The sequence below is a fragment of the Bacillus sp. EE-W1 genome (assembly GCF_009760835.1).
GTDB classification, from domain to species: Bacteria; Bacillota; Bacilli; order Bacillales; family Bacillaceae_G; genus Bacillus_A; species Bacillus_A wiedmannii.
This window is the reverse complement of the sequence record NZ_WIPE01000054.1, coordinates 230,809-241,980: the sequence shown is the minus strand read 5'-3', so window position 1 is coordinate 241,980 and position 11,172 is coordinate 230,809. Positions and strand designations below refer to the sequence as shown.

Genomic DNA, 11,172 nt, shown 5'->3' with positions numbered 1-11,172 from the left:
CTGTTACGTACACTGTTCCACCTGTTGCTGTTAATAAATCTTTTTTCTCAATTGTTCCTTCTTTACCATTCTCTCCAACTGTTGTTGTAGCCAATGCCTTCTCTTCTTTAATCGCATTGTATATTTTCACAATATCTCCAGCTTCTAAATTACCAACTGAAATCGTATCTGTATCACCCGTTTTTTTATTTTCAACCTTAATAGCTGAAGTCGCTGGAGCTATCGATGGATTACCTGCCGCTAAAGCTGTGATAGATGGGGCTGTAGCAGAAAACATCAAAGCTGAACTCACACAAATACCCGTTAAAATTTTAGAATTTTTATTTTTTTTCATTATAATTCCTCCTGTTCTAATAGAACGATAATTAAATATTTTAATATTAACAGATTATATTATCTTACTTTTTTTAAAAATATGCTAGTAGATTTTTTTATTTTCAAGTACTTTTTCATCATAAAAATATATATTTAAAAGCAGTTATACTTAATTTAAAATATATAAACCAAACAAATAAGGTAATCAATCATATATATGAATTGACTACCTTACATTAATAGGAATACCAAATAATTACATATCTTTTTTTATAAAACTAACTTATCGACAAGACCAATTAACTCTTGAATATCCGGCTTACTTACTTGGGCGTTCGCACCAACAGCCTCACCTTTATGGAATAACTCATTCGTAATTAATGAAGAGAAAATAATGACCGGTAAACGATTCATTACTTCACTATCCTTAACAACTTTCGTTAAATGATGTCCATCCATTTTCGGCATTTCAATATCCGTAATTAGCAGGTGTATATGTTCAAACATTTTTTCACCTTGCTCTTTCGCTAATTTTTCAATTTGTGCTAATGCTTCTGCGCCATTGCTGAAGAAGTTCATTTTCGTATATCCAGCTGATGATAATGTTTCTTCTAATATTTGGCGAAGCATCGCTGAATCTTCTGCAATATAAATAACTTTTTCAGCTCGATCTGTTTTTTGTTCTAACCCTGCAAGTGATTTATTGTCATAACCCGTACCGCTAATTTCACATACAATTTTTTCATAATCTAATAGCAAAATGATTTGTCCATCTAGTTTTACAATACCAGATGTTGTTTCTTCTAATCCCATAGATAATGAAGCTGGTTCATCAATTTGTTCCCACGAAATACGTTGAATACGATGCACTTCATCAACGCGGAAAATAACCTTCATTTGGTTTAATTCAGAGATAATAAATTTCGTTTGATCAAGTGGCTTTGTTGATTTTAAATTAAGAGCCGTTGCTAAGTTAATAACAGGTAAAATTTCACCACGTACTTGAACAACACCTTCAACTGCATGATGAGATTCTGGCACCGTTGTAACAGGGAATGGATTAATGATTTCACGTACTTTCATTACGTTGATACTAAATAGGTTTTCACCAACAGTATATGTAACAATCTCTAATTCATTTGTTCCACTTTCTAATAAAATACTTTGTGCTTGTGACATAAAGGTGTCGCTCCCCTTCCATTAATTCCGTATATCTAATTATTAAGCTTTATTAACCCGAAAAAGTCAACTATCTATATAAAAAATATAGATAGTTGAACGATTTATTTTAAAAGACGCTTAATCTTGTATAAACGAAGCAAGTGCCTCTAATAACACTTCTTGCGCTCCTACAATTTCTGTCGGCATTGCTTCCCACTTTTTTGAAAGCTCCGTTTCTACTCTTATTCTTAGCTCCGAATCCATTTCTTCTAGCACATATTCTTTCGTCGCTATATCAACATCAAGTAGCGCAAGCGCATATAATTCTGGATCATTTATTTTTTTAAATAATTGTTTCAATATAGCTGGTGCTATATGTTTTAATTTTTCAATATGAATTTCCTTATCCGAAAATAGTAACTCATATTGAATAAACGTAACATTTTCTTTAATCACTTTAAAATAGCAATTATTTTTTTTATCATTTACAAAGTAACCGTTCGGATCTGCAATAATACTCTCTACTTTACGAATTAAATCTGGCAAACTACTCGCCGCCATTACAGTCCGCTGCTCAACCTCACTCGGCGAAATGAATGTAACGCGATACTTATTCTGCGCCATCCTCCTCACCTCTCCTTTTATAGAAATCTATCGTCACAAATAAACTTATTAGTCCATCTAACACGCTAAGACCACAGGTATTATTCATACTACACTTCGCTTAAATCTTAAACTAACCTAGTAACTCTCCATATCTCTGGTCTTAAACAACGGTCAAGCACCCACATAAGCACTAACCGCCAGATCCTCTCTCTCAAAACCTAACAAAGGGCTTTTAAAAGCTTTTTAAGAGCTTTTCAATAACTCGATGTTATTGAACCAAAATGCAATCTGCTGATCCGTTATCCCTGATAGTGTAATAAAAAACTCACGGCACTTCATCTCGTCCTTAAACAGTTGATACTTCCATTCTCCCTCGCTACCAACACTTACGAAATAAAACTCATGAATACGGCCAATGATTGATTGCTTTTCACCAAATGAATATGCAGGTACTTGCTTAATTTCAAATTGATCAGGTAAATATATATGCTCTTCTCGTTCCATTTTTAACACTTGCTCAGCAAGTTCACGTTTATTTTCGAAAAAAGGCAATTGTAAAATTCGCTCTTGTCTTGTCGTCATACGAATAAAAACCCTTTCTACTACATTACAATTTTTCTTTATTATATATTATCGAATTAAGTTTACAACTTCATTTAATACTTCATCAGAAACTTTAATTACTTTCGCATTTCCTTGGAATCCGCGTTGATAAAGCATTAAATCAACAAATTCTACAGATAAATCTACGTTTGAACTTTCTTTTGCTGACCCTCGTACATTACCTGCACCATTCTCACCAGCAACACCTATTCCTGGAATACCCGCTGATGGTGTCGCAACATAATTTCCATTCCCTGTTTTCATTAATCCACCTGAATTCGGGAATGTAGCTACAGCTAGTTGTCCTACAACTTTCATACTACCATCTGAATATTTCATCATAACGAAACCACCGTCAGAAATAGAATAGTCATTTGCAATTGCAGCTGGACGCCCCGTTACTTCTGTTGTAGAAATAGTTTTCCCTGTCGGATAATTTGTTAATCCGCTTAAATCAAGTGTTAGACCACCACCAAAAGGAATTTGAACAGATCCACCTTTAGTAATTTCGCCAGTTACTGGATCTTTTTGTACAGGTTCATCTGTTTGCTTTAAATTTCCTAATGTATCAAATATAAGCGGTTTGTTGTCCGGCATACCATCAATAGGCTTAAATTCTTTTTCGTTTTTAGAATCATTTCTTACAGAAACTGAATATGTATATTCGCCTGGCACTGGCTTTTCAACTTCTTTACCATCTACAGTCTCTTTTGTAGTCTTTTGTTTAATATTTACACGTAACGTTAACGAATTCCCTTCCGCATCAAAAACTGTGAATTCGTGAGATAATGCATTTTGGTTTCTAGGAAGGTTTCCGCCTATTGTCGCTTTATCTGTTTGAATCCCACCAACAGCTGATCCCATTGGAATATGAATTGGGCTTGGTCGTGAAGAAAAATCTACTTCTTGTGTTCCTGTTTTTACACCATAACCTAGTACATACTGTCCACCTGTATTTGTAACATAGCTATCTTTCGATACACCGAAAGACCCTTTTCTCGTATACTCTACATTTCCAGCATTACGATCACCAACTAAAAACAAACCGTTTCCTTCTATCGCTGTCTCCATCTTATCACTAGTTAAAGTAATAGAACCATCACTAAAATCTGTAGATGTCCCACTGAACTTTACACCGTTACCAATACTCTTTGGATTCGTACCAGCATAAGCACCATCACCACGTGAACCAACCGTATTATTATATAGCAAATCATCAAAAATAGCCTTTTGCTTTTTATATCCAACTGTTTGTGCATTTGCAATATTATTTGAAGTAACACTTAATGCATTTTGTGCTGCATTCATCCCTGTAATACTTGTATATAACGCTTTAATCATAACCTTTGTACACTCCTTTTATTAATCTGGTTTAACCTCTTCATTTTTTTCTATATCATCTTTCTTCTCATCTTCCGGATTAGTTTCTGTTATCGGTTTATCAGAAACCCTCTCTATGAAACGAAGTGAGACAACTTGATTATCAACAATAAGTTGCACATCGTTATTTTCAGCAAGTCGAACTGTTTCCACTTGACCAGTCACTTGCTTTCCATTATTGCTTACACCTCTAACGTACTTTCCTAAAAACTTCATCCCCCCATCAAGAGCCGTCGAATACATCGTTGATTGCAGTTTATCTACTGCTTTCGTCATATTCTGTACTTGCTCCATAAGCGATAGCTGTGCTGTTTGGTTCATCATTTGGTTCATATCCATCGCATTAAACGGGTCTTGATGTTGAAAGCTTGCTAAAAAAAGTTTCAGGAAATCATCTTTATCCATAATACCGGGTGTTTTTTGAGTACTTGCTGATACTCCGTTTGCTTGTTGAGCTGTCGACTGTGCACCAGTAACAGATGCGTTTTTTGTTTGTGCTCCTGCTTGTAACGGAATATGATTTGTACTCGTTGTATTTAATCCAACTGTTGGCACACTTTATTCCTCCAATAATCCCGCAAATTCTTTTGCATGTTGTTTTTCATGTTTCGTACTTGCTAATTTTTGTTTTTGTCTTTGCTCTTGTTCTCGCTGTTCTTTTCGATTTTCATCTTTATCTGAATAGCTAATTTGAATATTGATTTCTTTTTCTTTTAACTTCAATCTCAATTCATCAAAAATGATTTCAACACGTTTTTTCGCATCATGTTTTTCCATTTCTACGTGAACATCAATTTGATCTCCATTTTTTTTCATAAACACTGTTAATGTACCAAGTTTTTCTGGATTTAACTGAAATAAAACACGCTCTTGTTTCACTACAAATTTTTGCAACGCTTCTACTTGCGCTTCCATTTTCTTTCCTAAATCAGGCAACGTAACTTTCTCAGCGCCACTATTTGATTTTCCTATTTGATCCGTACCCGTTGCTTTATTTAGCAACTCCGCACCCGTTGAACTCGAATCGTTTAACACATCACCTTCCGGCAACTCTATCTTTACATCATCGCCCTCAGCTTTTGGAAGATCTACATCTAAGTCTTTGGAATCTTCTTGTTTTTTTGCGATATTACAAGTTTCTGTTTCTACAACTTTCAATACTTGCATCGTTTGCTCTGGCATCTTCACTTTATCTAACGCCATTTGCATTGTATCTTCTAAACATATAGCATTTTTGATATTCATATTTGAAAGAAGCTCTTGCAACTGTTGTAATTCATTGGGGGGTAATTCGTTAAGTTTTATATTCCCATATTCTTTATATAGCTCTTGTATTTTTTGTATGTATTGATATAACAATTCCGGTTGCACACGTAATTGCTCAATTGCAACCATTTGCTCAGATACAGCTAATAGTAACTGTTCTGTTTCTTTTTTTTCTTCTTTCTTTACAATTAGCTCTTCTTTCGTTACTGATTGTTTAGAAAGAATATATTCTTTTTTTTCTTCTTTTGGTGCTTCTTCTTGTTTCATTTTCTCCGTTTTCGGCTGCTTTTTATTTTCCATTCTCATCGTACGATCGAATGAAGAATCTTCACTTTTTGATTGTACTTCTAGCCCTTTTTCTTTTTGCGGAGGTAAACTTTGTTGCACCGGTAATACAGACTGTATCACTATATTCACCTCATCCATTCATACACATTTTCAAATCAAGAAGCATTTTTTCTTCCTGCTTTTCTCGTACTTTTGCAAGCTTTCTACAATCTTCTTGATACATCTCATCAATGACACGTTCTTTTTCTTTTACCTGTTCTAAAAGGCTTTCATTTTTTTGAATAAAATCTTCCGTTTTTTTAATTTTCCGATTCCATTCTTCTATTCTTTCAGGTGAAAACGTATGTGACGAAAGCATACCGGCCATTATACGCTGCCCAGTTTGTACGACTTTACTACGCGATTTTACTACATATAAATCATATTCTTTTTTTTGTTCTATTTTTCTTTTTTCACCTGTTAATTCATACACTTCTTTCAAAATCTGTTCTTTTTCTTGATTTATTTGCAATTTTATCGTGTCGTACTGCTGCTTATCCACCTGTTTTCATAGCCCCTTCCTATTATAACGCTCTCTTTTTCTATTATATAGTTTTTTTCCAAAAAAATCTGTGAAATATTAAAAAACAAAAAAATAAGACCTCTTGGGCAGAGGTCTTATACTGTATGGTGCATCGCTTCAACAATATCATCAAATTGGAAACTATCAGATCGACCTTGTTTTAAAAACGTATTTATACCTTCTACTTTGTTTTTACATTCAAAAATATAAGCATTTTCTGCATTTTCTTGAATCGTTCCTAATTTAAAATACAATTCATTTTCTTTATAAACAGATAAGATTTTTCTCATTTCATTTGCAAGTTGCCAATGAGTTGGCGAAACGATTTCTTCCATAATCCTACTCACTGAGTCTAGCACTGAAATAGCAGGGTAATGACTAAGTGTTGCAAGCTCACGTTTTAATACAATATGTCCATCTAAAATACCACGCGCTAAATCTGGTACAGGGCCGTTTAAATCGTCTCCATCAACGAGTACGGTATAAATACCTGTTATGGATCCCTTTTGCGTTTTCCCAGAGCGCTCTAACAGCTTCTTCATATAACTTTCCATTAAGAGTGTTTTACCACCGATCGGCAACTCTTTAACGGCAATATCAACACTTCTACGCGCATCAGCAAAACGAGTAACAGAGTCCATCATAAGTAGTACGTTATTACCTTGATCACGGAAATATTCAGCAATAGACGTTGCAAGTTTCGCTGCACGAAGTTGCATTAGGTGACTTTCATCTGACGTCGCTACAACAACGACGCTTTTTCGCATTCCTTCTTCACCTAATTCTTTTCGAATAAAGTCTTTTACTTCCCGGCCACGTTCTCCTACTAAGCTAATAACATTAATGTCAGCTTTTGCATTTTTTGCAATCATTCCGAGTAAAGTAGATTTACCAACACCAGAACCTGCAAAAATACCAATCTTTTGACCGATGCCAATTGTTAGCATAGAATCAATCGATTTGATTCCAGTTTCAAATACATCGGTAATTTCTTCACGTTCAAATGCATGAATAGGCGGGGCATCTAGTTTTATTTTTTGTAATGGAATATTCTCTGCATCCTCATTTAGTACTTCGCCATTTGCTCTTAACACTTTTCCGAGTAAATAATTCCCACGAGGTATGACAACATCTTCTGCAACTAATGTAACTGAATCTCCATAACATACTTTTTCTGTTTGCTCAAATGGAAGTAGCATATTGTTTTCTTTTTCAATCGCAATCACTTCACATAAAACATTATGTTCCCCAACGAAACAAACATCTCCAATTTTCGCCTTTGGCCCTTTCGCTACAAAAAACTGTTCTTGTACACTATGAACTTTACCGACTTTCGTATAAAACGGCGTTTCAATAAATGTATTCCATTTTTGGTTTTCATTCATTAATAATCGATTCATACATTTTGCTCCTCAAATAACTTCCCCTCTTCCCATTTCTGGCGAAGTTTCGCAAATATAGGTGCAAATTTAAATTCAAAGAACTCTTTCTCTTCTTCCAGAACAAATTCACCGAACTGCAAGGAGAAATCATACTTCCATTCTACTAATTGTAGTAGCCAATATTCTTTCGTATTTTCCTTCTCTTCTTGAATACGTTCAAATGTTTCTGGATGTACTGTAATGACTAATTTTTCAAACGAAGTAGGCAACGTTTGAACGATGCCAGTTAAAATAGGTAACACATCAAGCACGCGCGAATCTACTGCTTGATTTACAATTTTTTCTGCTAGTTGAAAAGATTGATCCCATAATAACTCTGTCCATTCATATGCAGTTTCTTGTTGTTCTTTTTGAAACTGCATACGTGCTGCTTCCATCTGTTCCATTTGTTCATGAATATGCATTTGAAATTCTTCTTTATCTTGTAATAGCTGTTGACGCTCTCTTTCTAGCGTTTGCTGTTCTTGCCTTAGTTGATTCATTTCCATATGTAACGATTCTTGTTGCGCGCGAAGTTCTGCATGATCAACTTGTAATTCTTCCTCTTCTATATGAACTGCGGCTGGCTTTGGAAATTGTAATTCATACGTTTCTTCAGAAAAAGAAACAGAATTCTTCGGAATTCTGTTTTTAAATAAGGACATCATCTTCACCTCTTTGAACGATAATTCTTCCTTCCTTCTCTAGCTTTTTCACTGTACCTGTAATCGTTTGCTGTGCCTTTTCAGCATCTGTCATCTTAAGCGGTCCTAAGCCATCTAATTCTTCTAGAATCATCTCTTTACGGTTTGAAGACATACATGTAAATAATTTCTCTTTAATTTCTTCTTTTGCAATTTTAAGTGCTTTCGCAATAACACCGTTATCTGTAATTTCTTCTAATACACGACGAAGTGCAAGATCTTCAAGTCCGAGTAAGTCTTCAAATACAAACATGTTTTCTTTAATTTTCTCAGATAACTCATAATCCATTTCATCCAGCTTTTGAAAGACTGTTTTTTCAACACCTCGTGAAACATTATTTAAAATGTTTACTATTGTTTTCAAGCCATCCGTTTTATTAATTGCATTAAATGCCATATTATTTAATTTTGATTTTAATAAATCACCAATTTGATTTATTAATTCACCATCAACTTGCTCTAGCTTCGCAATCCCCATTACCGTTTCTACTCGCTTATGATCTGGTAATCTCTCAATTAATTGAGAAGCAAGCTGCGGTTTAATATAAGAAGCGATAATCGCAATCGTTTGTGGCGATTCATCATTAAGTACAGTAAGAAGCGGTTCTAAATCCGCAAGTGAATTTAAGAATTCAAACGGATTATCTTTGTTATACCAAAGATCTTCCAATAATTTTTCTAGTTCGTCTTCTGGCATATTTTTAAATATGCGACGAATATATTCTTTATCCGGAGTCACTAGGTTTAATTCTTTTACATTTAATTCATACAAGAACTCTCCTAGTACATTTTCTAACGTTTCCGGTTTATATACACGAAACTTCGCGATTTCACGAAGTAATACTTCTTTTTCCTCAGCCGTCATATATTCAATGACTTTTGCTGCCACCCCTTCTTCTAATGTACGAATAAGGATGGCAGCTTTTTCTTTGGAGGAGATTTCATCTAACATCGTTGTTCCTCCCTTACTGTCCATTTAACCATTTTTTAATTACTTTTGCAGTTCCTTCTACATGCTCTTTCGTAGCATCATGCACTTGTTCATCTAACGTTGGTTCTTTCGGTTCTTCTGGTTCTGGTTTTGGCTCAGGTACTATTTTTTCTTCAGGAATTTCCATGATACTTTCATTACTTGCAGCAATTTCCTCTTCTGCTAAGTATTCTTCGTATTCCTCTTCTTCTTTCTTTCTCTTACGTCTTGCTAATAAAAACCATACTAGACCACCAATTGCTAATAAACCAGCTGGAATTCCACCGAATAACCACCAGTTTATACCGCTTTCTTCTGGTTCTTTCTTCTTCTCTTCTTTCGGCTGATCAAACTGAACAGTTACAACGTTAACTTGACCGTTTGTAAAGTTTCCATTCGGATCAGCTTGAAGCCCAGCAGCTGTGCCGATTGCTTCTTTGAAAGTAGTCATATCTATTTTTCGTTTTACTAACGTATCGTTGTCTACCCATACTACAACATTTGTTTTCGTTAATTCTGGGTGTTTCTTAATTGTTTCAACTGTTTTATCTATTTCATAGTTTTCAATTTTGTTACCATTTTTATTATCATAGACGATTTTACCATTTTGATTATTGTTCGTACCGTAGTTTGGTACTTCGCCGTTCGCTGTAATACCAGCGCCTTGCTTCGTCTCTGCTCCTTCTTGTGCAGTAGAGCTTTCTTCTTGCTCTTGTTTACTACGAAGTACACCTTTATCACCATATTTTTCTGACTGGCGTGTAACTTCATCATAGTTTACAGACACTTTCGTATTCACTTTATATTCATTCGGTTTAAACATCGTCATTAACGTTGCATCAATATCTTGCTTTAATTTACCTTCAATTTGTTGCTGCATCTCTACTTCTTTTTCATAAGAAGAGGAACTAGTAGAATGCGCTTCATCTGCTCCTTTTGAGATAATACCTTTTTTGCTATCAATCACACTTACTTCTTCTGCTTTTACACCTGGAACTGCTGCACTAATCATTTGCTGTATACCTGCAACCTGATCTGCAGTTAATAATTGGCCACGTTTCACACCTACAGTAATTGCCGCTGTTCCTTTTGCTTTTTCTTCATCAAAAATTGTCTCTTTTTCAGGTAATGTAATTTGAACATTTGCCGTTTCAACTGTCGCAAAGTTTCTTACGATATCTTGCTCCAATTGCTTTTTCGTACCGACAATTTGCTTCATTTTTTTATCTTGCTCACTTGAACCGAGCGAGCTTTCTAATAAAATTTCCTCACCGCTTTTAGAATTAAACGGTAAGCCCATCCCATTCATTTCTTTTCGAACCCATGGAGCATCATTCTTTTGCACACGAATCGAACCATCGGCCGCTAATTGATAATCGACACCTAACTTCGATAATTCTGCTGTAATCTCTTGCTTATCTGTATCATTTAAATTTTGATATACAACAACATATTTATCTGGCAAGGTGAAGTATAAAAGTGCTCCTGTTACAATCGCTAAAAGCGCAGCACCGATTACTAACTTATGCCACGTTTTTAATGATTGGATAACATTTTTTATCTTTTCCATTTAAACACACCCGTCCACTTTCCTAAATTTGCATATTAATTAGTGACTTATAATTTTCGATAAGATTATCACGTACGAGAGCAGCCGTTTTCATTTGGGACTCTGCTTTCTTCTGCTGAATTAAAACGTCATGCGTTTCCCCTACCCCTTTAGTTAGTAAATCGTATACTGCTGTTTGCGCATTGTTTTGCGTTTGATTCATATCTTCCAATAAATCAATAAACTTTTTCCCCTCAACTACAGATGTTTGAGACGTTTTCGGTGCACCAATTGACTGAATTGCTCCAAATGGTTGCATATTTAACATTGGTTGGATTTTCATATTA

At 34.9% G+C, this 11,172-nt stretch carries 12 protein-coding genes and 1 pseudogene; all 13 read right to left on the bottom strand.

What is annotated here, in order from left to right; all coding sequences use genetic code 11:
* Nucleotides 1-334: pseudogene (locus GFJ36_RS07655) on the bottom strand (hypothetical protein); the annotation flags it as partial.
* 251 nt (nucleotides 335-585) lie between these two features.
* A complete protein-coding gene (locus tag GFJ36_RS07650; RefSeq protein ID WP_000075958.1) occupies nucleotides 586-1,494 on the bottom strand; it encodes a chemotaxis protein in 909 nt (302 codons plus the stop codon).
* 120 nt (nucleotides 1,495-1,614) lie between these two features.
* Entirely contained in the window at nucleotides 1,615-2,100 is a 486-nt protein-coding gene (locus GFJ36_RS07645) for a hypothetical protein (protein ID WP_000068318.1), read from the bottom strand.
* Nucleotides 2,101-2,325: 225 nt separating this feature from the next.
* A complete protein-coding gene (locus GFJ36_RS07640; RefSeq protein ID WP_000213334.1) occupies nucleotides 2,326-2,664 on the bottom strand; it encodes a DUF3964 family protein in 339 nt (112 codons plus the stop codon).
* 48 nt (nucleotides 2,665-2,712) lie between these two features.
* Entirely contained in the window at nucleotides 2,713-4,026 is a 1,314-nt protein-coding gene (gene flgE, locus GFJ36_RS07635; protein ID WP_098230173.1) for a flagellar hook protein FlgE, read from the bottom strand.
* Nucleotides 4,027-4,047: 21 nt separating this feature from the next.
* Nucleotides 4,048-4,620 carry a flagellar hook assembly protein FlgD gene (locus tag GFJ36_RS07630; RefSeq protein WP_001143481.1) on the bottom strand — a complete coding sequence of 191 codons (573 nt, stop codon included), beginning with the start codon at nucleotides 4,618-4,620 and terminating at the stop codon, nucleotides 4,048-4,050.
* Nucleotides 4,621-4,623: 3 nt separating this feature from the next.
* Entirely contained in the window at nucleotides 4,624-5,739 is a 1,116-nt protein-coding gene (locus GFJ36_RS07625; protein ID WP_142314796.1) for a flagellar hook-length control protein FliK, read from the bottom strand.
* A gap of 10 nt (nucleotides 5,740-5,749) precedes the next feature.
* On the bottom strand, nucleotides 5,750-6,160 hold the full coding sequence (locus tag GFJ36_RS07620; RefSeq protein WP_000360879.1) for a hypothetical protein: 411 nt from the start codon (nucleotides 6,158-6,160) through the stop codon (nucleotides 5,750-5,752).
* 116 nt (nucleotides 6,161-6,276) lie between these two features.
* Nucleotides 6,277-7,581, bottom strand: coding sequence for a flagellar protein export ATPase FliI (gene fliI / locus GFJ36_RS07615; RefSeq protein ID WP_046955156.1), 1,305 nt, complete (start codon nucleotides 7,579-7,581; stop codon nucleotides 6,277-6,279).
* Nucleotides 7,578-8,267 (bottom strand): FliH/SctL family protein, encoded by a 690-nt coding sequence (locus GFJ36_RS07610; RefSeq protein ID WP_098230171.1) that lies wholly within the window; start codon nucleotides 8,265-8,267, stop codon nucleotides 7,578-7,580. Before GFJ36_RS07610 ends, fliI begins: the two co-directional genes overlap by 4 nt.
* Nucleotides 8,254-9,258, bottom strand: a complete 1,005-nt coding sequence (locus GFJ36_RS07605) for a flagellar motor switch protein FliG (protein ID WP_000883360.1) — start codon at nucleotides 9,256-9,258, stop codon at nucleotides 8,254-8,256. Before GFJ36_RS07605 ends, GFJ36_RS07610 begins: the two co-directional genes overlap by 14 nt.
* 13 nt (nucleotides 9,259-9,271) lie before the next feature.
* Nucleotides 9,272-10,846, bottom strand: a complete 1,575-nt coding sequence (locus GFJ36_RS07600) for a flagellar M-ring protein FliF C-terminal domain-containing protein (protein ID WP_062822501.1) — start codon at nucleotides 10,844-10,846, stop codon at nucleotides 9,272-9,274.
* A 22-nt stretch (nucleotides 10,847-10,868) separates the two neighbouring features.
* On the bottom strand, nucleotides 10,869-11,168 hold the full coding sequence (fliE, locus tag GFJ36_RS07595) for a flagellar hook-basal body complex protein FliE (RefSeq protein ID WP_070805665.1): 300 nt from the start codon (nucleotides 11,166-11,168) through the stop codon (nucleotides 10,869-10,871).
* Between the last annotated feature and the right edge of the window lie 4 nt (nucleotides 11,169-11,172).

What these genes read in the sequence shown, in the direction of transcription:
- flgE (WP_098230173.1), bottom strand. Translation starts at nt 4,026, where the DNA reads ATGATTAAAGCGTTATATACAAGTATTACAGGGATGAATGCAGCACAA.
- GFJ36_RS07640 (WP_000213334.1), bottom strand. Translation starts at nt 2,664, where the DNA reads ATGACGACAAGACAAGAGCGAATTTTACAATTGCCTTTTTTCGAAAAT.
- fliI (WP_046955156.1), bottom strand. Translation starts at nt 7,581, where the DNA reads ATGAATCGATTATTAATGAATGAAAACCAAAAATGGAATACATTTATT.
- GFJ36_RS07650 (WP_000075958.1), bottom strand. Translation starts at nt 1,494, where the DNA reads ATGTCACAAGCACAAAGTATTTTATTAGAAAGTGGAACAAATGAATTA.
- fliE (WP_070805665.1), bottom strand. Translation starts at nt 11,168, where the DNA reads ATGAAAATCCAACCAATGTTAAATATGCAACCATTTGGAGCAATTCAG.
- GFJ36_RS07645 (WP_000068318.1), bottom strand. Translation starts at nt 2,100, where the DNA reads ATGGCGCAGAATAAGTATCGCGTTACATTCATTTCGCCGAGTGAGGTT.
- GFJ36_RS07600 (WP_062822501.1), bottom strand. Translation starts at nt 10,846, where the DNA reads ATGGAAAAGATAAAAAATGTTATCCAATCATTAAAAACGTGGCATAAG.
- GFJ36_RS07605 (WP_000883360.1), bottom strand. Translation starts at nt 9,258, where the DNA reads ATGTTAGATGAAATCTCCTCCAAAGAAAAAGCTGCCATCCTTATTCGT.
- GFJ36_RS07610 (WP_098230171.1), bottom strand. Translation starts at nt 8,267, where the DNA reads ATGTCCTTATTTAAAAACAGAATTCCGAAGAATTCTGTTTCTTTTTCT.